The following is a 23,639-nucleotide window of genomic DNA, read 5'->3' as shown; positions in this document are numbered from 1 at the left end:
CAGGGGGAGTACATGGCAGCGGCCGCGCGGCACAGACGAATCGAATGGTGGTTCAGGGGTGCGGCGCTGGTGGCCGCCCTGGTGTATCTGATCGGCCATCAGGCGGCGGGCTCGGGCGGTCTGGTGGAGGTCGAACGCTGGCTGAACCACCCGGTGCTGCTGCTCGGGGCCGCAGCGGTGATGCTCATGGTCTCGATGCTGGTGCAGTTCGAGTTCCGTGAGCGGTGGGCGCAGCTCGGCTGCGCCGCCATCGCGTCGCCGCTGATCGTGGTCGCGGTGGCGATCGGGGCCGTCACGTACTTCCTCGGCAGCGAGGGTCGGCTGATGGAGCGCAAGCCCGACCCGGGCAACCCCGAGCACGTCCTGACCGTCACCGACCTCGCCTGGTCCATCGACCCGATCTGCCGCGTGGAGCTGCTGACCGGCAGCGGCTGGACGGCCCGCCACTGGTACCTGGGCACCTGGGACGAGGGCGACGGATTCCTGAGGGCGGAGTGGTCCGGGGTGAACCGGATCACGGTGATCACGGAGCGCGAGGTCCGGGAGTACACCGTGGAACGGGACGGCAAGCCGGGCGAGCCGGAGGTCACGCCCCGGTAGGCGCCGGACTGCGGGGTGGGCCCCCGCGCGGCGCAGCCGCCACGCGGGGGACGGTGCACGTCAGGTGGTCACCAGCGGTCGATGCCCATGACCTTCGCCGCGTTGTGGATGGCGCTGTAGTGGGGGATCGACATGTCGGACTTCTTCTGGCCTGCGGGCAGGTTCTTGTCCGCCGTTCGGAATTCGTCCCGGGCGGAGGCGAGCAGGCTGGTGCCGTAGGAGACCGGGACGTCGTTCTTGCCGTGGATCGGGTGCGATTTGGCGGCGGTCTGGCTGCCCGCGTTGGCGAGGATGCTGCGGGCCTGGTTGTAGGCGTCGGCCTTGACCGTCTTCGGGTTGCGGACCTGTGCCTGCACCCCGGCCACCGGCTGCGCCTGCTCGGCGGCCATGGCGGCGGGGGCGGCGGCGATACCCAGGGCGCCGGCGGCAGCGGCGGCGACGAGGACGTTCCGGAGGATCCTGTCCATGGTGAATCCCTTCGCTAAGGAAATGTCAAAGATTCGCCACCGCAGCGGACTTGTGGTCGGTGCGGGTGCGAACGCCTTGGCCACTACCCCGGCCTTCCGCAGCGGAAAACCGCCTTCCGGTCGGGGCGGTTCGGAAGCGCTGCGATCCAGCCGTTTCTCGATCCGCGATGGTCGTATCGCCATACTGGCGCGATGGATTCTGAGCTTTACCCCGACGTCGCCGCCGCCGGGAGCCTGGGCGCCGTCCTGGAGCGGACGGCCGGGTGAGCCGGGACGAGGCCGGCCGCTGGGCCGGACTCCGGCTCCTTGACGACGAAGTGCGGTGGGACGACGTGTCCCTGTGGGCACTGGACCTGCTGCACGGCATCGACCTGCGGGCCGCGCCAGACGCCCCGTACCTGCACGACGAGGCGCAGGTGCGGGAATGGCCGGCGGAGTTGAGGCGCCGCCGGGGCCGATGAGCGACGGGTTCAGGCCGTCGCGGCGGCGGCGCCGCGCAGGCGGGCGGCGGAGCGGGACAGCAGCATCGCCGCGGACAGGACCGGGCTGAAGCCCACGGCGCAGGCGACGAGCACGTTGACCGGGGTCAGCCCGGCGGGGGAGGCGGCGAACGCGGCGAGGGCCAGGGGGGTGGTCAGGACGGGGGCGAGGAGGAGCAGGGTCGCCTGCTTCTTCTGCCGACGGGTCCACACCTGCGACTTGGTGACGCGGACGGCGACGGTGACGGCGGAGGCCAGCGCGAGCACGGGCCCGACGACCGGGACCAGGAGCAGCGGGAACGGGAGCACCGCGAGGAGCAGCGTCACGTTCGTCCGGCGGCTGCTCTCCGGCTCGGGGCGGGTCAGGCCGTCCTCGGCGAGTGCGGCATCGGCGATCTGCCGGGGGCTGCCCAGCTGGTCCAGCACCTGGCGGACGGCGGCCTCGTCGGCCACATCGTGGTCGGCCAGGGAGATCTCGATGTGTTCGCGCAGGTCGGCGAGGAGTTCGCGGCGGCGGTCCTCGGGCAGCGGGGCGGTGTAGCGGGTGACCGCGTCGAGGTGGGCGCGGACCAGGGGGTGCTCGATGGGGCTGTTCACGGGTTCTCTCCCGGGTCGAGGACGTGGTCGACGGTTTCGCGGAAGGCGGGCCACAGCGTGGTGAACTCGCGCAGCGCTTCCCGGCCGGTGTCGGTGAGGGTGTAGTAGCGGCGGGACGGCCCGCTGGCCGAGTCCCGCAGGAAGGTGTCGGCGAGCCCGGCGCGGCGCAGCCGGGACAGCAGGGGGTAGATCGTGCCCTGGCTGGTGGCCAGCATCGGGAAGCGGCCGAGTTCCTGCAGCAGCTCGACCCCGTAGCGCGGGCCGTCCTTCAGGAGGGCGAGGACGCAGTACTCCAGCACGCCCTTGCGCAGCTGGGTCGCCACCGGCCCGTCCGGGTTTGTGATGCCAGGTACCATGCATCACAAGGTAGCAGGCGAAGCAAGGTAGCGCAGCGTCTGGGAGCAGACAGAAGCACCGGCCGGACAGGCCGGCCGGTGCAGTAGAGGGGGATCAGGCGTCGTACTCGCCGTTGCGGATGGCGGAGACGAGGCTGCGCCATTCGTCGGGGGTGAGTTGGGCGATGGCGTCGGGCAGGAGACTGCTGCGGACGTAGACGGCGTCGGGGGCCATGGCCACCTCGGGGCAGTTATTGCCATCGCCGCATGCGCTGGGCTTTCGCCAAGCGAGTTCTTCCACAGGGGCCTCACAGGCTATTCATGATGCTGGAGATCGCGTCACGGGAGGCCGAAGGATCGAGCGCGCGATCACGCATCGCCCCGAGGATGCTCCGGTAGTTCTCCAGCTGGTTCATCTCGGTCAGGAACGCTGGCGATCCTACGGAGTCCAGCTGGACTGTATCGAGGCGGGGCACGGGCCCACTCGCGTACAGCACTGCCTGACCTGCGCCCTTGAATCCCCCGGCCTTGAACTCCAGCACGCGCAGGGTCACATTGGGTGCTTCTGAGAGTACGAGCAACTGCTTCAGCTGTTCTCTGGCAACAGCTGCTCCTCCGAACTCCATGCGAAGCGCGGCCTCGTGCACAATCGCTTCGTAGTTGAGTGGATTGCTTCGCGTCAGCAGCTCGGCTCGCCGCATTCGGTTCTCGACTCGCGCTTCGATGTTCAGGGGCCGTAGAGGCGGATAGACCTCGCGGAAGATTGCTCGTGCTGTCTCCTCGGTCTGCATGAGCCCTGGTGCATGACAGATCTGGTACGTCACCAACGCACTGGCGTAGTGCTCGACCTCGGAGATCTCAAGAATTCCGGCAGGGACGAGGCCTCTGTGCTCCTCCCACCACCCCTTGGTCCGGTCGGCGGACATCTCGGCAACTGCGTCGACGTACTCGGAGTCGGCCTCCTCGTACTCGGCGGCGAGTGCGAGGACCCGCTCGGCACTGATCGGGTAGGTGCCCTGCTCGATCAGTGTGACCTTGCTCCGGTCCAGCCCGAGAACGGCAGCAGCATCTCCGGCCGTGCGCCCGGCGGCCTCTCGCATCTTTCGCAGCTCGATGCCGACGCGCTTGCGGCGTGCGGTTGGGGTAGGTGGCATTCCCCCAGCATCCACCGCTCTGGCGTGGCGAGTCCAGCGAGCAGATAGGCACATCTTCTTGAGTGTTCTGGCAAATTTGCCATCACATGCCCTACAGTCTGTGATGCACCGATCACCGAACGGATCGTCAGTAACGCCGCTCGGGCACCGAAGAACACCCATGCCCAGTGGGCTTGTTCACGGCGACGCATCCGCCGGTCTCACCCTTTCCCCTTCGGGAGATCCCTGTGCGCAACCTCGACTCCCCCTCCCTTACCCTCTCCCGCGATGCCCTCCGGGACGGGATGACCCTCGCCGGGTGGCCGCCCTCCTCCATCGCCGACGCCGAGCTCGCCATGGTCGAACTCATCGTCAACGCCTGGCGCCACGGCGGGACGACCTCCCCGGTCGTCCTCATCTTCTTCTCGCCAACACCCTCCGGGTCACCGTCTCGGACCGCAGTCCGAGCCTCCCGGAGCAGCAGCCCCTCTCCGTCCTCGCCGAGTCCGGCCGGGGTCTGCAGCTCGTCGCCGGCCTCACTCACCGTTGGGGCGTCGACCCCCAGAAGCTCGGCAAAAGCGTCTGGTTCGAGCTGCAGCTGGACGGTGCCGCGTGAGCGCCCACCACCCCATCCACCCCGCCGACCCGGCTCTCCTCCACCTCACGCCCCGCCAGCTCACCGACTTGATCATCGAACTCCGCACCGAAGGGCGCGAGTTCGGCCTCCTTTGGCCCTCCGCGATCCCGGGTGAGATCAACCTCCACGGCCGCCGTCTGATCTCCGTCGGCAACATCCCGGCCAGCACCCTCATCAACCTCCTCGCGCTCCTCCGCGAGTACAGGCGCAACCGTGATGCCCACCCCTGATGCTCGGGTCCCTGGCCTTCAGCCTCCTCGCCGCTCTCCCCGGCGCCGTCTGTGAAGCCCGCGCCCGATGCGATCCGCGTCGACCTCCCTGCTGGGTGGCGTCGAGGCTCCAATCACGAGGGCAGGAAGTCGGCTTGGCCGACTTCCTGCGCACCACCGTGTCGACCGTCCGTCAGCCCCCGGCCCCGGGGCCTGGGCTACCGGAAGGCGGGCAGGTTGCGCGCGACCCAGTCGCGGAACGGCGCGGCCGGGCGTCGCAGGACCGCCGCCACGTCGGGGCTGATCGCCAGTTCGGCCGGGAGCGGGACCCCGAGGATGTCCAGGGTGCCGGGGATGACCTGCTCCGGCATGAACCGCGCCAGGTGGGCGTGGGCCTCCTCGCGGGACAGTTCGACGAAGGTCACCTCCTCGCCCAGGGCCTCGGCGAGGGCCGTGGCCTGCCGGTGCGGGCTGATGGGCTCGGGGCCGGTCAGCTCGTACGTGCGGCCTGCGTGCCCGTCCTCGCGCAGCACGGCCGCCGCCACCGCCGCGATGTCCGCCGGGTCGACGACGGGCAGCGCCACGTCGCCGAACGGGGCGAAGACCGTGCGCTTGGTGCGGACCGTCTCGGCCCAGGCGAAGGCGTTGGAGGCGAAACCGCTGGGGCGCAGGATGGTGAAGTCCCGCCCGGAAGCGCTCACGGCGGCCTCGAACTCCCGCAGGCGGGTGTGCGACGGCGCGTCCGGCCGGGTGGCGCTGACCTGCGAGGACACCAGGACGATCCGCTCGACCCCGGCGTCCGCGGCCGCGTCCAGCAGGGCGTTCGGGCTCTCGCCCCGGCTGTTGAGCTCGCCGCCCAGCAGGAGGAACAGCGCCCGGGATCCTTCGAGGGTGGGCCGCAGGCTCGCGGCGTCGCCGACGTCGCCCTGTGCCCAGCGGACACCGGCCGCAGGGTGGCCGGGCTGCGGTTGAGGCTGCGGCTGCCGCGACACGGCCACCACCTCCTCACCCGCCCCGGCCAGCAGCTCCACCAGCGTCCGCCCGATGTTGCCGGTGGCACCCGTCACTGTGATCATCGCGATCCCCTCCTGTTGCGCGTTGCGTGTCATGAGTTGCGTGTCGCCAGTTGTGAGTTAGTTGGCTGACTGAGAACGAACGTAGCATGCGCCCACCGGTGGCTGTCTATAGTGAGTTGGGTGACTGACTCAGTGAATCGGCGCGTACAGGCGTCGCAGAAGCGTCGGCGGCTCGCGGCGGCCGCCGCCCGGGTCCTCCACGAGCAGGGGGTCGAACGCACCACCCTCGCCGACATCGCGCGCGAAGCGGACGTCCCCGTCGGAAACGTCTACTACTACTTCAAGACCAAGGACGAGCTGGTCCGCGCCGCACTGTCCGAACACAGCGCACACCTCGACGAACTCGCCGCCGCGCTCGACAACGTGGGAGACCCGCGCGACCGCCTCAAGGCGCTCGTCCAAGGCTGGGTCGACCGGCGCGACGTCGCCGCCCGGTTCGGTTGCCCGACCGGCACCCTGGCCACCGAACTCGACAAGCGGGCCGACGGAGTCCTCGACACGGAGGCCGGCGCCGTGATCCGGCGCCTGCTGGACTGGACCGCAGGCCAGTTCCGCGAGCTGGGCCTGCCCGACCCGGACGACCTGGCGCTCACCCTGGTCTCCGGCTACCAGGGCATGTCACTGATGGCCAACGCCCTGCGCGACCCGGACGTCATGACCCGCGAGGGCGCCCGCCTGCTGCGCTGGCTCGACTCGCTGGAGGCGCCGGAGGGGGCGCGCTGACCCGGCGCGCGCGCCGGAGCGGCCGGGGAACGGCCGGGGAGCGTGCCGTGGCCCCCGGCCGCAGGGCCGGGTGCTACCGGAAGTCCGCCGCGTGGTCCCGCACCCACGAACGGAAGTCGCGCGGTGGCCGCCCCAGCACCCGCTCCACGGTGTCCGTCACCCGCTCCGGCTCGCGCGTGAACGACTCCCACGCCCGCAGCCGGGACTCCACGAACGCCGCGTTCCCCCAGGCCGCCGTCAGCCGCTCGCGGGCCGTCTCCGGCGGCAGTTCCTCCCACCGCACCGCGATGCCCAGCTCCTCGCCGATGATCGCCGCCAGCTCGGCGTGCGCGAGCGACTCCGGCCCGGTGACCACGTACCTGCCGCCGTCGTGCCCGTCCTCGGTGAGAGCCCGCACCGCGACGTCCGCGATGTCCCGCTCGTGCACCAGCGAACGGCGCGCCTGCCCGTACGGCCAGCGGACCACGCCCTCCCGTACCTGGTCGGCCCAGGCGAGCAGGTTGCCCGCGAAGTCGATCGCCCGCACGAAGGTCCAGCCGAGGCCGGACCGTCGGATCAACCGCTCGATCTCCTGGTGGAAGATCACGGCCGGCTCGTCGTCCGCGAGGTCGGCCACGTCCGCCGACAGGTACACGACGCGCTTGGCGTGCCGGGCGATCAGCTCCACGGCCCGGGGCTCCACGGGCAGCCCGGGCCACATCAGGTAGACCGCCTCCACCCCGCCCGCCAGCGCGGGCTCCAGACTCTCCGGCACGGCCAGATCGCCCTGTACGGCCTCAGCCCCCCTGGGCAGCACGGCCTTCGCCGTATCCCGCACCAACGCCCGCACCTCGTGGCGGTCTTCGGCCAGCGTGGCCACAACGTGCCTGCCCACACTGCCGTTTGCACCGATCACCAGAATCTTGGTCATGCCCGGCCCAACGCCGCCAGGGTGGGGGCTATGCCCGGGCGACGACCAGCCGCACTCCTGCCGACCTGCTCACCGCGTACTACGGCGCCCTCTACGCGGACATCCGGCTCGCCGAGCCGGTCCTGCTCTACGGCCCGCCCGGCACCGCCGACGCGGACCCGGGCGCGACCTTCACGGTCTGGCGGGCGGCCGGTGGTCAACCGCGCGGCTGCGTCGCGTACGTGATCGCCGCGTACGTGATCGTCGCGTACGTGATCGGCTGCCCGGGAAGGCCCTCCGCCTGCCCGGGCGTCCCTCTTTGGGTCGGTCGGGCTCAACCGCCCACGCGCACCACGTACTTCCCCGTCGCCCGCCGCTCCTCCATCGCGTCGTGGGCGGCCGGGACGGCGGCGAGGTCGGGCAGTTCGGTGACGGGCAGCTTCAGGCCGCCGTCGGCGAGGAGCTCGACGACCCGGCGGATGGCGCGGGCCAGGCGGTCGGGGGCGGTGGCGGCCAGGCCGCGGTGGCTGAAGCCGGTGATGGTCAGGTTGCCCGCCATCAGGCGGCCGAGCGGGGGCAGGTCGGCGACGGTGCCGCCGCCCGCGTTGCCGAACAGGACGATCCGGGCGCCGGGTGCCGCGACGGCGAGGTCGAGTTCCAGGGCCTCGGTGCCCAGCGCGTCGAGGACGAGGTCGACGCCCCGGCCGTCGGTGGCGGCCCGGATCGCCTCGGGCAGTGCCTCGTCGCGGGCGAAGGCGTGGTCGTAGCCGGAGGCGATGGCGGCGGCGGCCTTCTCCGGGCGGCCGACGGTGCCGATCAGCCGGCCGCCGCCGAGCAGCGGGACGAGCTGGGCGATGGCCTGGCCGATGCCGCCGCCCGCCGAGTGCACCAGGACGGTGTCGCCGGCGTCGAAGCGGCCGGCGTCGGTCAGCAGCAGCATCGAGGTGGCCAGGCCCAGCGGCACGGCGGCGGCCTCGCTCAGCGCCACGCCGTCCGGGAGGGGCACGGTGAGCGCGGCCTCCGCGACCACCACCTCCGCGAGGCCCGCGCCGACCGGTGCGGCCACGACCCGGTCGCCCACGGTCAGGCCGGTGACTCCCTCGCCGATCTCCCGGACCGTTCCGGCGACCTCCTTGCCGGGCCGGTACGGCCACTCGGCGGCGTACGCGGCGTCGCCGCGGCGGGTCATCACGTCCACGAAGTTCAGTCCGGCGTAGGCGACGTCGATCGCCACCTGGCCGGGCCCGGGGCGCGGCGCCTCGACCTCCCGGATCTGCGAGTTCTCGGCTCCACCGGGTGCGGTCATCACCAGTGCGCGCATGTCGATTCCCCCTCGACTACGATGTTCGACGAACTACGAAATTGACGCGGACAGTGGTACCACGTCGTTTCCATGGATGTCGAACATCGCAGATCAGGGAGGTCTGACCGTGCCCCGCAGCACCCGCCGCCGACCGGCGCTCGCGCACCCCGCGACCGAGGAGATCGACCTCCTCGACGTCCTGCACGCACTCTCCGACCCCACCCGGATGACCATCGTCCGGGTTCTGCGCGCCGAACCCGAACGGGCCTGCGGCACCTTTCCGGTGGACGTCGCGCCCTCCACCCTCAGCCACCACTTCAAGGTGCTGCGCGAGTCCGGCCTGATCAGCCAGCGCGAGGAGGCCAACCGCCGCTTCTCCGCGCTGCGCACGGTCGACCTGGAGCAGCGCTTCCCCGGCCTCCTCGACACCGTCCTCGCCGCCTACCTCCGTACGGTGCCCGAGCTCGCGGGCGGACCCGGGGGTGGACCCGGGGGCGGCGAGGCGGCCGAGGTGGCCGGGGGAGCCTAGCCGGGCTCAACGCCGCCGCCAGACCGCCCAGTTCTGCCGCGCGTCGGCCCGCTCGACGTACCAGTCGGTGGGGTGGCCGGGCCAATAGGCCTCCGGCTGCTGCCCCGCCGCCGGCAGTGGGGTGACCAGGACGTTCGCCTCCGCCGGGACGGGCTGCCAGCGCGGGTCCCGGTACCAGACCCGGCCGCGGTAGACCTCGAAGGCCTGGGCGCCGCGCAGCGACCCGTCGATGTCCCAGGCGAAGACCACGTTGTCGTCCGCCCGGATCCCGGAGTCGCGGGTGAAGCCGGTGGCCAGGCCCTTGCGCCACTTCGCGTGCGGCTCGGAGACCTGCGCGGTGATCGTCGCGGTCGCGAAGGCGGCGAACAGTGCCAGGGAGAGGCCTATCGCGGGGAGCACCCGCCTGCCCCCGGAGGTGCGCACCAGGACCACCGCGACGAGGACGACCAGTGCGGCGGCGGTGGCCCGGAGCATGTTGAGCCGGCCCCAGTCGGAGGCCAGGAACGAGACGTCCGGCATGCCCCAGAGTACGAAGACCTCGTGGCGCAGCTTCGGACCGGCCGACTGGATCACCGTCTCGGCGAGCAGCAGCGTGAGCCCCGCCGTCGCCGCCGCCGTCCGGACCAGGGTGCGGCGTCCGCACCTGGCGAGCACCGCGGCGCCCACGAGGAAGGCCGCCGGGACGAGGTAGGAGGTGTAGCGGGCGTACACCCAGTCGTCGATCCGGCCGTCGGCCGGCAGTGCGGCGGCGGAGGCCAGGGCGGTCCCGAACAGCAGCGCCACCAGAAGGCCGCCGGTGATCCGGAGCGCCTGGGGTCGGCGGCGGTCGACCACCGCGCACAGGCAGGCGACGACGGCCAGTCCGCCGACACCCCAGGTGGAGACGGTGAAGCACCAGATCTGCCCGGCGGTCCGGGTGAGCGTGCGCTGGGCGGCCTCCGGGTCGGTCAGGCCCCGCCAGAGGAACCCGCCGACATCGCTGTTCTGGACGGCGAACTGCGCGTGCAGCCAGGCCGACAACAGCTGCGCGCCGAGCACACCGAGGCCGAGCGTCGCGAACCCGGCGGCCGTGGCGCGCCACGGCGCGCGGCGCAGCAGCAGGACACCGAGGAACACCGCGGCGGTCAACGCCACCACCACGCCGCCGCGATCGTGCACGGCCATGGCGTAACCGGCGGACGCGCCCGCCCCGACGGCGTGCCAGGTGCGGCGCCGCAGCGGGCCGTCGGCGAGCCAGCCGTGCAGGCAGAGCAGCCAGGCGAGCACCAGGACGGGCAGCACGGCGTCGGTCAGCACGAACTGCGAGTAGAAGACCACCGGCGGCAGCAGGCCGGTCACGCCGCCGAAGGCGAACGCGAGTCGGCGGCCCAGGCCGAGCCGGCGCAGGGCGACGTAGGCGAGCGGCAGGATCAGCGCGTTGACCACGGCGTTGATGACCATGATCGCCTGGTAGGCGGTCACCGGGTCGTCGGCCAGGCGCAGCACGGGGGAGATCAGCAGGGGGTAGCCGCCGGGTATGACCACGCCGACCGGGATCTCGGTCGTCGGGCGGCCCGCGAGGACGCGCGCCAGGACGAGGTAGGAGTCCTCGTCGGGGTGGACGGACGGGAAGCTCATGTGCCGGACGAGGACGAGCCGGAAGAGCAGCTCGGCGGCGTACCCGACGAGCAGGGCGACGCCGGGCCGGGCGGCGGTCCACCGGACGGTGGCGAGCAGGGCGGCGGTCGCGGCGGCGGTGAGCCGGGTGGTCGTGGGTCGGGTGGTGGTGGGCCCGGCGGTTGTGGACTGGGCGGTCGCGGGCTGGGCGCTGGTGCGTCGGGTGGTGGTGAGTGGCGGCATGGGCCACACCCCTTCTGTCGGACAACTGTATATGTCGTTGGACAGAATATGTAGTCCGATTGGTTCCGAAGAAGGGGTGCGGCGTTTCGGGATCAGGCCCGGATCACGGGGCCGCCGGTGGCGGAGTGGTCGGGAGCAGGCTGGCCAGCGGATTGACGAAGACCCGGGACTCCAGGCACGAGGGGCCCGGGGACTGCATCAGCCCGGCCTCCAACTCGCGGAAGCTGTTGGCCGGATCGGTCTTGGCCAGCGGCAGGTAGATGAAGATCTCCGTGCCTTTCGGGAGCTGACGGGGGTGGACGGTCAGCACCATCGGGGCGTTGGCGGCCGGAAATCGATGTCCCACCCGGCGTTGAGGTCCACGTTCTTCGGCTGCTTCGGCCGCTTGGTCCTGCAGCCCGGCTCGCCCGCGTAGACCCGGGCGCGGATCCCGAACCGGTCCAGGTCGTGCTGCAGCTGGACCGTGTCCACCGGCTTGTTCTGCTCCAGGATGCTGAGCCGGACGACGTCCTCGGCGCTCTCCAGGGTGTACGCGACCGTGCTGGCGTTGCCCAGGGACCGGCCGGTGTCGTCGTTCGTGGCCCCCGGGTCGCCGGTCGCGAAGGTGAGGAGGGCCCCGGCCGCCGCGGCGGCCAGCCCCAGCGGGAGGGCCGCACGCAAGAGCAGGGTGCGCCGGCGGGAGGCGCGCCGGGGGGCGGGGGTCTCGGTGATGCTGTCCATCAGGTGGTCCTTCATCAGGAGGAAGCGGCCCTGGTCGAGTTCCGGGGCGGCCGCGGCCGGCAGCAGCCGGGCCATCTCCTCCCGACCGGCCCGGTCGGACCGGTCCCGGGGGGCGGCGCTCATCGGATCGTCTCCTTGGGCGGCCGAACCGCGGACGTGCGGTCACCTGGTACCTGTCCGGTGCTGCCCGGGCATTGCGCCGCTCGCGCGGAACGCGTTGCGGCCGCCGAGGCCGGCTCCCGCGCCGTCAGCTCCCGCAACCGGGCCGGGGCGCGCGACAGCCGGGAACGGATCGTCCCCATCGGCCTGCCGAGCGCCTCCGCGACCGCCGCGTGATCCAGCTCCTCCCACACGCAGAGCGCGAAGACCTCCCGCTCGGCCGGCCGCAACTGCTCCAGCGTGGCCTTCGCGGCGGCGCCCTGCGCCGGACCCCGCGGCGGGCACGTGCGGGTCGTGCCTCAGGCCGTGCGGGGGAGTGTCGCTGTCGTCGCCGTCCGGTGGCGGCGGTGGTACGACACGGCCACGGCGACCAGCAGCGGCGCCCAGGCGACGGTGGGCAGGTAGAGGAAGCCCACCAGGAAGTGGCCCAGCGGGGTCATGCCCGTGCCCGGCACGGCCCACCACCCGGCGAAGGGCGTCCAGAGCACGGCCAGCCCGGCGGCGCCGAGCAGGGCCGCGCGGACCACCGCGCGGGGACTGACCGGGCGCCCGCCGACGAACGGGACCCAGCGCGGCGGCACCGTGCCCCAGGGGCGGACCAGCCCGAGGGTGAGCAGGGCCAGGGCCTCGGTGAACAGGCTCAGGAAGACCGGCCACACCGCGCCCCACCCGGTGAAGCCCATCGCCTGGTAGCCCGCGTCGGTGTACCCGCCGTGCCAGCCAGCGACCAGCCCGAGCCGCCACAGCCCGGACGGCAGCGCGGCGACGGCCGCGACGTGCGCGGCCCGCACGGCCCACCGGGGCGGGGCCGGCACGGCGGCGGTGCCGGTAGCGGGGGTGCCGGTACCGGGGGTGACGTGGGTGGTGGCGGCGGGCTGGGTCATCGTCATGCCCCTACCGTCCCGCCCGGCACCGGCCCCCCGCGTCCACCCGGGGACGGGCTTCGCCGGCGTTCCTCCCCCGGGCGGGGGAGGAACGCCTCACCCGCCCCGCCCGGGAGGCCGGCTCCACTCGGGGCTTGGCGCGCTCAGCGCAGGCGCGAGGACGACAGGATCGACGCCAGGTGCGCGACCACCATGCCCCAGGTGATCACCGTGATCCCCGCGAGCGTCGCCCGCGTCGCGTCCAGGTTGCCGAGCCCGGCGTCCACCGCGGCCGCCGCCAGCAGCACCAGCGAGGCCTCGATGCCGTTGGTCACCCGGTGGATCTTGAACAGCGAGGCCAGCCGACGGGCCGTCGCGATGCCCTGGGAGCGCGGCTGAGTCGACTCCTCGTCCGCCGGGGCCTGCCCGCTGCGGGCGCGGGCCACGTCCACCAGGTCCGTCGAGGCCTTGAGCAGCACCACGCCCAACGCGGCCGCCAGGCCCGCCGACACCCACAGCTCCGAGCCGCCGCGCGCCGCCCGGACGCCCGCGCCGATCATCAGCGCGGCGTCCGCCAGGTACGCGCCCAGCCGGTCCACGTACACCCCGGCCATGCTGAACTGGCGCTTCCAGCGAGCCACTTCGCCGTCCACGCAGTCGAACAGCAGGAACAGCTGGAACAGCACGGCCGCCAGCACCGCGCCGGTCAGGCCCGGGATCAGCAGGGCCGCGCCGCCGCCGACCCCGCACACCACCATCACCCAGGTGAGGGTGTTCGGCGACACCGAGGTGCGGACCAGCTGCCGGGTGGTCCGCAACGAGATCCGCCGCATGTACAGCCGGCCCGCCCAGTGCTCACCGTTGCGGCTCTGCAGCTTGGCCTGCGGCTGGCACACCTCGCGCAGCTCGGCGAGCGCCGGAGCAGCCACCATGACGACATCCCTCCACCTGTCCCGAAACGATCACCACAGGCTACGGCCTCCGGGGAACGCCCCGACCAGCCGGTACGGCCCCGGCGGCCCGGCCGGACCGGCCACCACGGCGCGGCCGGCACGTCGTCCACGTCCCGGTCGACACTCCCGCCCCGGCGCGGCCGGCACTCCCGCCCCGGCGCCGGCCGTACCGACGGTGCAGCCGGGCGAAAACCGGTGGGCCGCCCGACGGCCCCCGGGCTAGGCTGCGCGGGTTCGCCGGAACCGGAAGGCCCGGGCCCGACCGCCCTTTCCCCGCAAGCCCGTTGACACCGCCGAAGCGGTCCGCGGCAGCCCGGGGGAACGTCCCGGATCGGTCCCGGAGCGGAACGAGGAGTACAGATCCATGGTGACCACAGACGGCCCGTCGCACAGCCCCGACCTGGCCCGACTGCTGGACGACCACCGCCCGCAGGGTCCGGTGGAGACCGCCGACCACGAGCGGGCCCGCCACCTCCTCGGCGCCGCCGACCCCTGGAACCGCGGCACCTTCCCGCTCCACTTCACCGCCTCCGCGCTGATCGTCCACCCGCCGACCCGCCGCGTCCTGCTGCGCTGGCACGTCCGCCAGCAGGCCTGGCTGCAGGTCGGCGGCCACGGCGACCCGGGCGAGACCCGGCCGCTGGACATCGCCCTGCGCGAGGGCCTGGAGGAGACCGGCCTCGCCGACCTCACCCCGTGGCCCGACGCCGCGCTGGTCCACCTCGCCGTCGTCCCCGTCCCCGCCTCGCCCGTCGAACCCGCTCACGAGCACGCCGACCTGCGCTTCCTCCTGGCCACCGACAGCCCGGACCTGGCCCGACCGGAGAACCCGGCCTCCCCACTGGAGTGGCTCACCGTCGAGGAGGCCCAGCAGCGCACCACCGAGGACAACCTCCGCGAGACCCTCACCCGCGCCGCCCGCCTGCTCCCGCCCGCCTGACGCACCTTCCCCCTGGAGACCACCGGATGCACACCGACCAGATCCTCATATTCGACGCCGACGACACCCTCTGGGAGAACAACGTCCTCTTCGAGCGGGCCATCGACGGCTTCCTGGACTGGGTCGCCACCCCGGCCGAGCGGGACCGCACCCGCTCCCTCCTGGACGACATCGAAGCCGCCAACTCCGCCGCCCTCGGCTACGGCGCCGCCGTCTTCCGGCAGAGCCTCGTCGACTGCCTCCAGCAGCTCAACGACGGCCGCACCGCCACCCCGGCCGACCAGGCCCGGATCGACGAACTCCTCGCCCCGCTGGGCAACCGGCAGGTCGAACTGATCCCCGGCGTCGCCGACACCCTCACCGCCCTCGCCGACCGCCACCACCTGCTGCTGCTCACCAAGGGCGACCAGGACGAGCAGCAGCGCAAGGTGACCGCGTCCACCGTCGACCACCACTTCCGGGGCATCCACATCGTGGCCGAGAAGTCGGTCGACACCTACCGGCAGCTGACCGCCGACCTCGGCCTCGACCCGGACCGGACCTGGATGATCGGCAACTCGCCCAAGTCCGACATCGCCCCCGCCCACCGGGCCGGCCTGCGCACCGTCTACATCCCGCACCAGCACACCTGGGTGCTGGAGCACGAGGACCTCGGCCCGGACGAGGCGACGCTGCAGCTCGGGGCCTTCCCCGAACTGCTGCGCCACTTCTGAGCAGGGGCTCAGCCGACGAGCGCGGCCGCCGGCACCGGTGACCCGCCCCGGTACAGCCAGGCCCGCTCGGCCGCCGACCACGCGCTCGTCGTCAGCAGGTACAGCGCGGCGGCCACCGGCACCAGCAGCGCGAACAGCACCGACCCGAACGACAGGAACGGCAGCAGCCCCGCCCCCGGCTGAGGGGTGGGCTGCGCTGCCGCCGCCCGCCGCGCCCGGCGGAAGTTGACGTACCCCACCGCCGCCATCCCCGCGTACAGCACCCCGAACACCACGACCTGCCCGGCCCCGTGCGCCCCCGTCACGTGCAGGCCCAGCGGCACACCGAACAGCGTGTGGTCGAGCAGGTCGTTCGGCGTGGTGAACAGCCGGTACATCACCGAGAAGAACGGGATCTGCACCAACAGCGGCAGACACCCCGCGAACGGCGACACCTGCTCCTTCCGGTACATCTCGGCCAGCGCCTCCCGCAGCTTCTCCGGCCGGTCCTTGAACTTCTTGTTCAACGCGGCGACCTTCGGCGCGAGCACGGACCGCGCCTTCTCCCCACGCGCCGCCGCCCGCGCCAGCGGATGCAGCGCGAGCCGCACGGCGACGGTGAACAGCACGATCGCCAACGCGGTCGGCAGGACGTGGGCGAAAGCGGCGACGACGGCGTGCGCAACGGCGACGGCCGGATCGAGAACGGCGAGAACGGACATGGTGAAGCGAGCCCTCCGGGGTCTCAGAACATGAGTGGTCGGCGGAGGACGGCCGCGAAGAAGTACGGAACTACAAGGGCTTACGCGGCCGCCAGGGCCGCCCCCGGCGCCCTGGGGCGTCGCCGGCCCCGGGCATCCGGATCACGCTGCGGAAGGAACGCCGTACGGAACGCCCGACGCCGCAGCACCCCGCTGCGCACCACCGCCGGCGCCCGCGCCCCCAGGAGCCGAGCCCCGGCCAACGCCCCGGCGACCGCCCCGGCCACCAACACCACGGCCGCAACGGCGGCAACGGACGCCAATGTCCCGTTGCTGCTCACCAGGTCCCCGGTCAACACCCGGAGCAGCCCGAGCAACATCGCGACAACAGCCATGGCCCCGCTCCTCCCTCGGTGTCTCGACGGCTCCGGACGTACAAGCAGGACGATCCTACGGCCAATCGGGTTCCCGCCCGCCTCCGGATTCCGTCACGGCGAATCCCCGGCGTACACCCACACCCGCGTCCCCCCGTCCCCCTCCGCGGCCAACCAGACGGTAGCCGCGAGCCGCTTGCTGTGCCCGGGCAGCGGCTCGGCGATGAAGGAGCCGTGCCGCAGGGGTCCTGCGGTCAACGGATCCGGCGCCCCGGCCTGACGGAATCCCTCCAGCGAATAGGTGCCGAAGGCGTGGCCGGTGTCCGGTTCCGTCGCCATCCCCAGGCCAGCCAGGAACCCCTGCGCCTCACCTGGCGGCAGCCGGAACGAGAGGAACGCCAGATCGTCCTGGAAGCCCCTCAGGTATGCCCACCGCACCTCGCTCGCCGACGCGGGCGGCCGTACCCGAGAGAACTCCGCGACCTGTTCCGAGGTGACTGTCATCCACGAGCCCGGCCGCCCGCTGTTCGCGGGTGGGTTCCGCTCCAGCTCCAGCACCCAGTGCCTGGCTCCCACCACACAGACGATCAGCACCAGCGGCAGCAAAACCGCCAGTAGTACCCGTCGATACTTCATCGGGTTTCTCTCCCAGGGTCCGTGACGGTGCCCTCGCGGTCGGCGTTCCGCTCACCGGAACCGGCCGGCTGCATCGGGGCGCCACCATTTCCGCTCCAGGTCATCGGTGTGCTTCGCCCGCTGATGTCGTACTCCTGCGCCAGACCGGCCTGGTGCAGCTTCGCCATGTCTGCATCCGTGATGTTCGTACCCGCGATGGTGGTCGACTTGCCCTTGTCCCAGTTGTAGCGGTCCCACACATTGACCTGGTATTGCGTGGACACCACGGGCTTTCCGTCGAGTCCGGGATTCACCGTGACGACACCGGAGACGACGCATCCTTGGCTGCCGATGGCGTGGAACCAGTTCGGCTGCTGATTCTCGTCGAACGTGAAGTCGTTAGGCCTATTGCGCACTGTTTCCACAGGTATGGCGACCGGGGCGCCGCCTGCCTTCTGGTAGGCGTCGAGGGCGGTTTGTCGCCATTCCGTCTCCCGATCGGCCAACAGGCCTTCGACGTGTGCGCGAAACGCCGGATCATCGCGCAGCATCCGGTCCACGTCCACCGTGAGCGGCTCCCCGGTGTTGTCCAGGTAGTGCAGCATGTGGCGTGCCGCGTCCTCGTTCTGGAAGAGGGTGCCGCCCGCGACCAAGCCGTACGTCTCCGTTTGGATCGCATACTCTTCTGCGCCGGGCTCACGGACGTGGTAGGGCCCGGCGCCATCGTTTGGTGCTTTCCACTCGTAGTCGGTCGGCCCCAGGACCCCGGCCTTGATCAGCTTGTCCGCATCAGCCGTGAGCAGCCCGGCCCGCACCGCGGGGTCGAGCCCGGCCCACCAGTCCTTCAGGGCCTTGGGGTCGGTCGGCATGCCGGTGGCCGCCTCCAGGTCGCTCGCGGCGTTCCGCACGGCGTCGGGATGCGTCGCCGGGTCGGCCTCCGTCGGGTCGAGCGCGCGCAGGGCTGCTGCCAGCGCGTTGTCGGCTTCGGTGGCCGCAGTCAGGGCTGCGGTCATGACCTGGACGTGCTGCTGCAGTTCGTCCCACTTCCGTTTCTGGTACGCGATCGCCTCGGGGTCGTTGCGTTCCTCGGGTGGCAGGTCGGGGAGGGTGACCGTGCCGTCCTCGGCCACGGTGGCGCCGAGGGCCTCGGCGTCGCCGATGGCCCGGAGCAGCTTCTGCTGGGCCTCGGTGAAGCCCTTCTTGGCGCGGTGCAGAGCGGCGGAGACGGCCAGTGCCTCGTAGTGGAACGCGTGCAGTTCGTCGGTGAGGAGCCCGATCTCGCGGACTGCCTCGTCGGCGGCCGCGCCGCTCCAGGGCCGGTTCCCGGTGCCCGGGGGTGCGTAAGGGACGCCGCCGCCCGTCAGGGGCTGGAGGACGCCGGAGCGCATCTGGCCGGCGACGTGTTCCAGGTGGCCGGAGAGGCCGGTCCAGGTGTCGCCCGCGTGGTCGAGCGGATCGAGGGATGCGTGGCGGAGCAGGGCAAAGGTCACCATGGTTCACGGCCCCTTGAAGCCGGCGGCGGCGGAGTTGTCGGTCGCGTGGTAGCTACGGGCGGTGGCGTCCAGGCGGTCGGCGGTGAGGCCGAGCCGGTTGTCGAGGCTGGTCCAGCGGCCTTTCCACCAGGTGAGTGCCTGCGACAGCGCGGGGCCGCCGGCCCACCCGCCCGCCAGCGCTTGGACGGCTGCGGCGGTGTCGGGTTCGACGCGGCTGACGGAGGACTGCACCTCGCCGCGCAGCCGTCGCGCTTCGCCGGCGGCCTGGTGGAGCACGGCGGGCTGCACGAGTACGGGGGCGCCTGAGGCGGTGGCGCTCGCCCACGGGCCGGTCGTGCGGGGTGGGGTGAGCGGTCCCGTTGTCGGTGGACCGTCCTGGCCGTAGAGCCACGGATTCTGGTCCTTCTCGCTGGTGTCGGCCATGACAGAAGCCCCCCTCTGTGTGAACGATCAGTGGTCGAACCTAGCGGACGGGGCGCGGGGAGGAGGGGTTTTCGCAGGGATGCGCGAGGTGTAGCCATCGGTGCTACGCGGGGCTACCTTGGAAGGCATGAAGACGATTACCCAGCGGGAGTTCCGGAACAACTCCGCCGCGGTGATGGATGCGGTGGAGGCGGGGGAGATCTTCCACATCACCAGGAACGGGGTCGAGGTCGCCGAGTTGCGGCCGGTGTCCGGGCGGCGGCGGCTCACGGCGGAGGAACTGGTGGCGCGGCACGTGAAGCTGCCGCGGGTGGACTACCAGCAGATGCGCAAGGAGGCCGAGGAGGACTTCGGGCCCGAGGAGCTGGTGGGGGACGAGGGCGACGACCCGTTCGAGCGGCGGCGTGGCTGAGCGCCGGAGGGCGTCCCGGCGGCGGCCCGCCGGGGTGCTGGACACCTGTGTCTACATCGACCTGGCGCTGCTCAGTCCGGCGGACCTGCCGGTTGTGCCGGAGCTGACCGCTATCACGTTCGCGGAGTTGCAGCAGGGCGTGTCGATGGCCCGGGATCCGGCCAGCCGGGCGGCCCGGCTGGAGGTGCTGGGCGCGGCGATGGCCGATTTCGACCCGCTGCCCTTCGACGCGGCCGCCGCCGCCCGCTACGGGACGCTGGTCACCCTGACCATCGCCGCCGGGCGGCAGCCGCGGCCGCGGCGGATCGACCTGATGATCGCCGCCGTGGCCTCCGCCCACGGGCTGCCGCTGTACACCCGCAATGTGGCGGACTTCCGGGGGCTGGGTTCGGCGGTGGAGGTCATCGGGGTGTGAGGGCGGCGGGTGTGAGGGCGGCGGTTCCGTCCTGTTCGACCCGGTCGGCGAGGGCGCGGCCGCGGACCGCAGGGCCCTGCGCCGGCTGCGGCTGCGCAGCAGGACGACGTTGTTCGGGCCGCCCTTGCCCCGGTCGGGGCCCGTGGCGGCGGCGACGGCCCAGCGCGGGCGGTCGGCCAGTCGGAGGACCAGCCGGCGCAGGCCGGAGTTCAGGCCGATGAGGACGGTGTGGAGGACGAGCAGGATGAGCCCGTCACCGCCGCCGCCGGTGCCGTCGACGTGTCGGAACGGGTCGTAGTCGTTCAGCGGTTGCGGGTGTTCGACGAGCCAGGCCTGTTCGCGCTCGTGGCGTTCCTCGACGCTGATCTGCCGCCCCCGCTGACTGCTCGTCCGCTCATCGTAGGAGTCGCGTTCGGGCGCCGGAGGGTTCCGACGGGGCGTTCGCCGGCCCAGGCGGGAGCGTTCGTCAGCCCCGGCGGAAGCGTTCGCCGGGGCTGACGGGAGCGCTCGTCAGCCCAGCCGGACCGTCGTCCCGGTCGCGGCGGAGGCGCGGGCGGCCTCCAGGACGGTGAGGGTGGCCACCGCGTCGCGGGGGTCGACCGGGGGCGGGGTGCCCGGGTCGGCCAGGGCGGCGGCGATGCCCGCGTAGTAGGCGGGGTAGTCGCCCGGGTCGGTCGGGAGGGAGATCGTGGACTCGTCGGTGCCGAGGGTGCCGTAGTGCGAGGGCTCGTCCGCTCCCCACGGGTGCGTGCCGTCGGGGCGCAGGCCCGCCCGCAGGTCGGCCTCCTGCGGATCCATGCCGGACTTGACGTACCCGGCGGTGTCGCCGAGCACCCGCAGCCGGGGACCGATCAGCGGGGTGATGGCGCTGGTCCACAGGTGCGAGCGGGTGCCGGAGGCGTGGGTGAGGGCGAGGAAGGCGTCGTCGTCCACGACCGCGCCGTCGCGCCGCACGTCGATCTCCGCGTACACCGTCTCGACCGGCCCGAACAGCGTGAGCGCCTGGTCGACCAGGTGGCTGCCCAGGTCGTACAGCGTGCCGCCGACCTCGGCCGGGTCGGCCAGCTCGCGCCAGCCCGGCTTGGGCTTCGGGCGGAAGCGCTCGAAGCGGGACTCGAAGCGGTGCACCCGGCCGAGCGCGCCGCCGCGCACCAGGCGGTCGACGGTGAGGAAGTCGCCGTCCCAGCGCCGGTTCTGGAAGACAGACAGCAGGACGCCACGCTCCTCGGCGAGCAGGCACAGCTCCTGCGCCTCGGCGGCGGTGCCGGCCAGCGGCTTGTCCACCACGGTGGCCAGCCCGGCCCGCAGGGCGGCGCGGGCGAGCGGGGCGTGGGTGCGGTTGGGCGAGGCGATGACGACCAGGTCGAGCGCGTCCGGGTCGGCGAGCAGCTGCTCGGGGGTGTCCACGGCGCGGGCGTCGGGGTGTTCGCGCGCCAGCTGCTCGCGGCGCTCGGGGTTGGCGGTGACCACGGCGTCCAGCCGCAGCCCCGGTGTGGTGGCGATCAGCGGCGCGTGGAAGGCGGAGCCGGCCAGGCCGTAGCCGATCAGGCCGACGCGCAACGGCCGGTCGGGCAGGGGCCGGTCGGGCGACGGCCGGTCGGACAGGGGGCGGGAGGTCTGCGGGCTCATGCGGCCCACTCAATCACGAGGCGCCCGGTTGCTCCCGGTTTGGTGTACGGCCACGGGGGAGCGCTCCCGACTCCCGACCGACTCCCGACCGACTCCTGGCCGGCACGGTCCGGTGGGCGGGACGTGGTGCCGTCGGCCAGGTGTGCGGATTAGGCTGTGCCGCGTCAGGGCCCTCGCACGACCCAAGACGTTGCAACACTTCGGGAGACACGCACGTGGCAGACCGCAAGCCCATTGAGTCCTGGCTGACCGACATGGACGGGGTCCTCATCCACGAGGGCACACCGATCCCCGGGGCGGAGGAGTTCCTGCGCCGGCTGCGGGAGTCCGGCAAGCCCTTCCTGGTCCTCACCAACAACTCGATCTACACCCCGCGCGACCTCAGCGCCCGCCTGGCCGGGATGGGCCTCGAGGTGCCGGAGGAGTGCATCTGGACCTCGGCCCTGGCCACCGCGAAGTTCCTCAAGAGCCAGCGCCCGAACGGCACCGCCTACGTGATCGGCGAGGCCGGGCTCACCACCGCGCTGTACCAGGCCGGCTACGTCCTGACGGACAACAACCCCGACTACGTGGTCCTCGGCGAGACCCGCACCTACTCCTTCGAGGCGCTCACCAAGGCGATCCGCCTGATCAACCAGGGCGCCCGGTTCATCTGCACCAACCCGGACGAGACCGGCCCCTCCCCCGAGGGCGTGCTGCCGGCCACCGGCTCGGTCGCCGCGCTGATCACCAAGGCGACCGGCGTCGACCCGTACTTCGTCGGCAAGCCCAACCCGCTGATGATGCGGGAGGCCCTGAACACCGCCGGCGCCCACTCCGAGACCGCCGTGATGATCGGCGACCGGATGGACACCGACATCGTCGCGGGCATGGAGGCCGGCATGGAGACCATCCTGGTGCTCACCGGCCTGACCTCCGCCACCGACGTGGAGCGCTTCCCGTACCGGCCGACCCGCGTGGTCAACTCGATCGCGGACCTGGTCGAGCTGGTCTAGCCTCTGCGGTGCTGTCGTGGGCCCCGTTCCGGCCGTTCGCCGGGGCGGGGCCCGCTTCGTACGTTTCGGCTCGCGGGGAGGCAGGGCGCGGATGAGTGCGACGGGGGAATCACCGGACCCGAAGCTACGGGACCCGGAGCTACGGGACCTGGAGCTGCAGGACCCGGAGCTAGGGGGCCCCGAACCGGCGGGCCCGGAAGCGGTGGGCCCGGAGTCGGCGGGGCCGGAGGAGAAGCGGGTCACCTGGGCGGAGCTCTACTTCGACCTGGTCTTCGTCTTCGCGATCACCCAGGTCTCCGGCCTGCTGCACCACCACCACGACGCGGCCGGCCTGGTCCGGGCGCTGGTGGTGTTCGTGCCGGTGTACTGGTGCTGGGTGGGCACCACCGTGCAGGCCAACATCCGGGACGTGGACAACGTGCGGGACCGCCTGGGCATCCTGCTGGTCGGTCTGGCAGGCCTGTTCATGGCGCTCGCGATCCCGGGCGCGTACGGCCGGCGGGGCGCGCTGCTCGGCGCCGCGTACTGGCTGGCCCGGGTGGTGCTGCTGCTCCTGCTGGCCCGCATCCCGGGCGTCTGGCGCGGCCCGTACGGGGTGGGTGTGCTGGTCAGCGGGCCGCTGCTGGTGGCGGGCGGACTGCTGCCGGACGGGCCGCGCCTGGTGCTGTGGGCGACGGCCGCGCTCTGTGACCTGGGCGCGCCGGTGCTGTTCCGGCGGCGGCTCGCGAGGGTCGCCTACCACCCGGCGCACATGCCGGAGCGGTTCGCGCTGTTCCTGCTGGTGGCACTCGGCGAGTCGATCGTCGGGATCGGTGGCACGGCGGCCTCCGCCCGGCTGGACGGGGCCGAACTCGCGGCCGTCGCGGTCGCGTTCACCATCTCGGCGGGCCTGTGGTGGCAGTACTTCGTGTACGCGGCCGACGCCATGCGGCACGCGGTGGTGATCGCCGACTCGCGCCGGGACGTGGTCCGGCGGATCTTCCAGTACGGGCACTTGGCGCTGGTCGCCGGGGTGATCGGGGTGGCGGTCGGCTTCGGGGAGACGGTCGCGGACCCGTGGCGGGCGCTCGGCCCGGGGTCGGTGACGCTGCTGTACGGCGGATGCGGACTGTACCTGCTGACCTTCGGGTACACGCGCTGGATGATGTTCCGTCAGGTCGCGACGACCCGGATCATCGCGGCGGTGGTGGTGCTGGTGCTGCTGCCCGCGATGGTGCGGCTGCCGGCCCTGGTGGTGCTGGCGACGCTGGCGGTGCTGCTGGTGACGCTCAACGTGCTGGAGCACCTCCGGGTGGAGCGCGCCTCGCGTTCCGCCGCCCGGGTTCCCGCAGCCGCCCCTGCTCCTGCGGCCACTGTTGCCCCTGCTCCCGTACCCACTCCCACTCCCGCCGCTGCTCCGGCGCCCGCGTCCGCTCCTGTGGAGTGAGTTGTCGGTGGGC

General features: G+C 72.5%; 33 protein-coding genes. 12 read left to right on the top strand and 21 right to left on the bottom strand.

Going from position 1 to position 23,639, the window contains the following annotated elements:
* Nucleotides 1–12 precede the first annotated feature (12 nt).
* On the top strand, nt 13–600 hold the full coding sequence (locus tag ACZ52R_RS18180) for a hypothetical protein (RefSeq protein WP_465620458.1): 588 nt from the start codon (nt 13–15) through the stop codon (nt 598–600).
* Between the two features lie 68 nt (nt 601–668).
* On the opposite strand, the gene ACZ52R_RS18175 is transcribed toward ACZ52R_RS18180, so the two are convergent.
* On the bottom strand, nt 669–1,067 hold the full coding sequence (locus ACZ52R_RS18175; protein WP_465663509.1) for a hypothetical protein: 399 nt from the start codon (nt 1,065–1,067) through the stop codon (nt 669–671).
* Between the two features lie 263 nt (nt 1,068–1,330).
* On the opposite strand from ACZ52R_RS18175, the gene ACZ52R_RS18170 reads away from it, so the two are divergent.
* Nucleotides 1,331–1,528, top strand: a complete 198-nt coding sequence (locus ACZ52R_RS18170) for a hypothetical protein (RefSeq protein WP_465620460.1) — start codon at nt 1,331–1,333, stop codon at nt 1,526–1,528.
* A gap of 9 nt (nt 1,529–1,537) precedes the next feature.
* Here the strand turns inward: ACZ52R_RS18170 and ACZ52R_RS18165 are convergent, their stop codons facing one another.
* From ACZ52R_RS18165 to ACZ52R_RS18145, 5 genes are all read right to left on the bottom strand, one after another.
* Nucleotides 1,538–2,143, bottom strand: a complete 606-nt coding sequence (locus tag ACZ52R_RS18165; protein WP_465663508.1) for a DUF1700 domain-containing protein — start codon at nt 2,141–2,143, stop codon at nt 1,538–1,540.
* Nucleotides 2,140–2,499 (bottom strand): PadR family transcriptional regulator, encoded by a 360-nt coding sequence (locus tag ACZ52R_RS18160; protein WP_360496979.1) that lies wholly within the window; start codon nt 2,497–2,499, stop codon nt 2,140–2,142. The genes ACZ52R_RS18165 and ACZ52R_RS18160 overlap by 4 nt, the downstream gene beginning before the upstream one ends.
* A 94-nt stretch (nt 2,500–2,593) precedes the next feature.
* Nucleotides 2,594–2,779 carry a DUF397 domain-containing protein gene (locus tag ACZ52R_RS18155; RefSeq protein ID WP_465663507.1) on the bottom strand — a complete coding sequence of 62 codons (186 nt, stop codon included), beginning with the start codon at nt 2,777–2,779 and terminating at the stop codon, nt 2,594–2,596.
* Nucleotides 2,780–2,786: 7 nt separating this feature from the next.
* Nucleotides 2,787–3,632: a helix-turn-helix domain-containing protein gene (locus tag ACZ52R_RS18150; RefSeq protein WP_465620466.1), complete on the bottom strand. Its 846-nt coding sequence runs from the start codon at nt 3,630–3,632 to the stop codon at nt 2,787–2,789.
* Between the two features lie 127 nt (nt 3,633–3,759).
* On the bottom strand, nt 3,760–4,155 hold the full coding sequence (locus ACZ52R_RS18145; RefSeq protein WP_465663506.1) for a hypothetical protein: 396 nt from the start codon (nt 4,153–4,155) through the stop codon (nt 3,760–3,762).
* 68 nt (nt 4,156–4,223) lie between these two features.
* On the opposite strand from ACZ52R_RS18145, the gene ACZ52R_RS18140 reads away from it, so the two are divergent.
* Nucleotides 4,224–4,478 carry a hypothetical protein gene (locus tag ACZ52R_RS18140; RefSeq protein WP_465663505.1) on the top strand — a complete coding sequence of 85 codons (255 nt, stop codon included), beginning with the start codon at nt 4,224–4,226 and terminating at the stop codon, nt 4,476–4,478.
* A gap of 197 nt (nt 4,479–4,675) precedes the next feature.
* Here ACZ52R_RS18140 and ACZ52R_RS18135 read toward each other — a convergent pair whose 3' ends face one another.
* A complete protein-coding gene (locus ACZ52R_RS18135; protein WP_465753721.1) occupies nt 4,676–5,533 on the bottom strand; it encodes an SDR family oxidoreductase in 858 nt (285 codons plus the stop codon).
* Nucleotides 5,534–5,653: 120 nt separating this feature from the next.
* On the opposite strand from ACZ52R_RS18135, the gene ACZ52R_RS18130 reads away from it, so the two are divergent.
* Nucleotides 5,654–6,256, top strand: a complete 603-nt coding sequence (locus ACZ52R_RS18130) for a TetR/AcrR family transcriptional regulator (protein WP_465753720.1) — start codon at nt 5,654–5,656, stop codon at nt 6,254–6,256.
* Nucleotides 6,257–6,329: 73 nt separating this feature from the next.
* Here ACZ52R_RS18130 and ACZ52R_RS18125 read toward each other — a convergent pair whose 3' ends face one another.
* Both ACZ52R_RS18125 and ACZ52R_RS18120 read right to left on the bottom strand, forming a co-directional pair.
* Nucleotides 6,330–7,166 (bottom strand): NmrA family NAD(P)-binding protein, encoded by an 837-nt coding sequence (locus ACZ52R_RS18125; protein WP_465663503.1) that lies wholly within the window; start codon nt 7,164–7,166, stop codon nt 6,330–6,332.
* A 313-nt stretch (nt 7,167–7,479) separates the two neighbouring features.
* Complete coding sequence (locus ACZ52R_RS18120) at nt 7,480–8,466, bottom strand: quinone oxidoreductase family protein (protein WP_465753719.1); 987 nt, start codon at nt 8,464–8,466, stop codon at nt 7,480–7,482.
* A 109-nt stretch (nt 8,467–8,575) separates the two neighbouring features.
* Between ACZ52R_RS18120 and ACZ52R_RS18115 the strand changes: the two genes are divergently transcribed.
* On the top strand, nt 8,576–8,977 hold the full coding sequence (locus ACZ52R_RS18115; RefSeq protein WP_465663501.1) for an ArsR/SmtB family transcription factor: 402 nt from the start codon (nt 8,576–8,578) through the stop codon (nt 8,975–8,977).
* A 6-nt stretch (nt 8,978–8,983) separates the two neighbouring features.
* On the opposite strand, the gene ACZ52R_RS18110 is transcribed toward ACZ52R_RS18115, so the two are convergent.
* The 6 genes from ACZ52R_RS18110 to ACZ52R_RS18085 all read right to left on the bottom strand — a co-directional run bounded on the left by ACZ52R_RS18110 (nt 8,984) and on the right by ACZ52R_RS18085 (nt 13,490).
* On the bottom strand, nt 8,984–10,816 hold the full coding sequence (locus ACZ52R_RS18110; RefSeq protein ID WP_465663500.1) for a hypothetical protein: 1,833 nt from the start codon (nt 10,814–10,816) through the stop codon (nt 8,984–8,986).
* 103 nt (nt 10,817–10,919) lie between these two features.
* Nucleotides 10,920–11,129, bottom strand: a complete 210-nt coding sequence (locus ACZ52R_RS18105; RefSeq protein WP_465620483.1) for a hypothetical protein — start codon at nt 11,127–11,129, stop codon at nt 10,920–10,922.
* Entirely contained in the window at nt 11,120–11,659 is a 540-nt protein-coding gene (locus ACZ52R_RS18100) for a hypothetical protein (RefSeq protein ID WP_465663499.1), read from the bottom strand. The genes ACZ52R_RS18105 and ACZ52R_RS18100 overlap by 10 nt, the downstream gene beginning before the upstream one ends.
* Nucleotides 11,656–11,934: an RNA polymerase sigma factor gene (locus ACZ52R_RS18095; RefSeq protein ID WP_465620608.1), complete on the bottom strand. Its 279-nt coding sequence runs from the start codon at nt 11,932–11,934 to the stop codon at nt 11,656–11,658. The genes ACZ52R_RS18100 and ACZ52R_RS18095 overlap by 4 nt, the downstream gene beginning before the upstream one ends.
* A gap of 60 nt (nt 11,935–11,994) precedes the next feature.
* Entirely contained in the window at nt 11,995–12,585 is a 591-nt protein-coding gene (locus ACZ52R_RS18090; RefSeq protein ID WP_465663498.1) for a hypothetical protein, read from the bottom strand.
* A gap of 137 nt (nt 12,586–12,722) precedes the next feature.
* Nucleotides 12,723–13,490 (bottom strand): CDP-alcohol phosphatidyltransferase family protein, encoded by a 768-nt coding sequence (locus ACZ52R_RS18085; RefSeq protein ID WP_360497014.1) that lies wholly within the window; start codon nt 13,488–13,490, stop codon nt 12,723–12,725.
* 385 nt (nt 13,491–13,875) lie between these two features.
* Between ACZ52R_RS18085 and ACZ52R_RS18080 the strand changes: the two genes are divergently transcribed.
* Nucleotides 13,876–14,451, top strand: a complete 576-nt coding sequence (locus ACZ52R_RS18080) for an NUDIX hydrolase (protein ID WP_360497016.1) — start codon at nt 13,876–13,878, stop codon at nt 14,449–14,451.
* A gap of 26 nt (nt 14,452–14,477) precedes the next feature.
* On the top strand, nt 14,478–15,164 hold the full coding sequence (locus tag ACZ52R_RS18075; RefSeq protein ID WP_465620487.1) for an HAD family hydrolase: 687 nt from the start codon (nt 14,478–14,480) through the stop codon (nt 15,162–15,164).
* 8 nt (nt 15,165–15,172) lie between these two features.
* On the opposite strand, the gene ACZ52R_RS18070 is transcribed toward ACZ52R_RS18075, so the two are convergent.
* From ACZ52R_RS18070 to ACZ52R_RS18050, 5 genes are all read right to left on the bottom strand, one after another.
* The gene (locus ACZ52R_RS18070) at nt 15,173–15,865 is read right to left on the bottom strand and encodes a YidC/Oxa1 family membrane protein insertase (protein WP_465620488.1); all 693 of its coding nucleotides are present in this window, start codon (nt 15,863–15,865) and stop codon (nt 15,173–15,175) included.
* Nucleotides 15,866–15,945: 80 nt separating this feature from the next.
* Nucleotides 15,946–16,239, bottom strand: coding sequence for a DUF6412 domain-containing protein (locus ACZ52R_RS18065; RefSeq protein ID WP_360497025.1), 294 nt, complete (start codon nt 16,237–16,239; stop codon nt 15,946–15,948).
* A gap of 93 nt (nt 16,240–16,332) precedes the next feature.
* Nucleotides 16,333–16,824, bottom strand: coding sequence for a hypothetical protein (locus ACZ52R_RS18060; RefSeq protein WP_465753718.1), 492 nt, complete (start codon nt 16,822–16,824; stop codon nt 16,333–16,335).
* A gap of 26 nt (nt 16,825–16,850) precedes the next feature.
* Nucleotides 16,851–18,326 (bottom strand): hypothetical protein, encoded by a 1,476-nt coding sequence (locus tag ACZ52R_RS18055; protein WP_465753717.1) that lies wholly within the window; start codon nt 18,324–18,326, stop codon nt 16,851–16,853.
* A 3-nt stretch (nt 18,327–18,329) separates the two neighbouring features.
* A complete protein-coding gene (locus ACZ52R_RS18050) occupies nt 18,330–18,749 on the bottom strand; it encodes a WXG100 family type VII secretion target (protein ID WP_465620492.1) in 420 nt (139 codons plus the stop codon).
* Nucleotides 18,750–18,876: 127 nt separating this feature from the next.
* Between ACZ52R_RS18050 and ACZ52R_RS18045 the strand changes: the two genes are divergently transcribed.
* The 3 genes from ACZ52R_RS18045 (at nt 18,877) to ACZ52R_RS18035 (ending at nt 20,074) form a co-directional block, all read left to right on the top strand.
* Nucleotides 18,877–19,161 carry a type II toxin-antitoxin system Phd/YefM family antitoxin gene (locus ACZ52R_RS18045; RefSeq protein ID WP_360497034.1) on the top strand — a complete coding sequence of 95 codons (285 nt, stop codon included), beginning with the start codon at nt 18,877–18,879 and terminating at the stop codon, nt 19,159–19,161.
* A complete protein-coding gene (locus ACZ52R_RS18040; RefSeq protein WP_360497036.1) occupies nt 19,154–19,576 on the top strand; it encodes a type II toxin-antitoxin system VapC family toxin in 423 nt (140 codons plus the stop codon). The genes ACZ52R_RS18045 and ACZ52R_RS18040 overlap by 8 nt, the downstream gene beginning before the upstream one ends.
* 228 nt (nt 19,577–19,804) lie before the next feature.
* Nucleotides 19,805–20,074 (top strand): hypothetical protein, encoded by a 270-nt coding sequence (locus tag ACZ52R_RS18035; protein ID WP_465620494.1) that lies wholly within the window; start codon nt 19,805–19,807, stop codon nt 20,072–20,074.
* Nucleotides 20,075–20,086: 12 nt separating this feature from the next.
* On the opposite strand, the gene ACZ52R_RS18030 is transcribed toward ACZ52R_RS18035, so the two are convergent.
* Nucleotides 20,087–21,205: a Gfo/Idh/MocA family oxidoreductase gene (locus ACZ52R_RS18030; RefSeq protein ID WP_465753716.1), complete on the bottom strand. Its 1,119-nt coding sequence runs from the start codon at nt 21,203–21,205 to the stop codon at nt 20,087–20,089.
* Between the two features lie 215 nt (nt 21,206–21,420).
* Here ACZ52R_RS18030 and ACZ52R_RS18025 point away from each other — a divergent pair, with 215 nt between their 5' ends.
* Together ACZ52R_RS18025 and ACZ52R_RS18020 are read left to right on the top strand one after the other, a co-directional pair.
* Nucleotides 21,421–22,200 (top strand): HAD-IIA family hydrolase, encoded by a 780-nt coding sequence (locus tag ACZ52R_RS18025; RefSeq protein WP_360497044.1) that lies wholly within the window; start codon nt 21,421–21,423, stop codon nt 22,198–22,200.
* A 91-nt stretch (nt 22,201–22,291) separates the two neighbouring features.
* On the top strand, nt 22,292–23,626 hold the full coding sequence (locus ACZ52R_RS18020; RefSeq protein ID WP_465663494.1) for a low temperature requirement protein A: 1,335 nt from the start codon (nt 22,292–22,294) through the stop codon (nt 23,624–23,626).
* Nucleotides 23,627–23,639 lie beyond the last annotated feature (13 nt).

The organism is Kitasatospora sp. NPDC034023 (genome assembly GCF_055575795.1).
The sequence above is the reverse complement of the archived record's forward strand: the minus strand, read 5'-3'. Positions and strand labels throughout refer to the sequence as shown.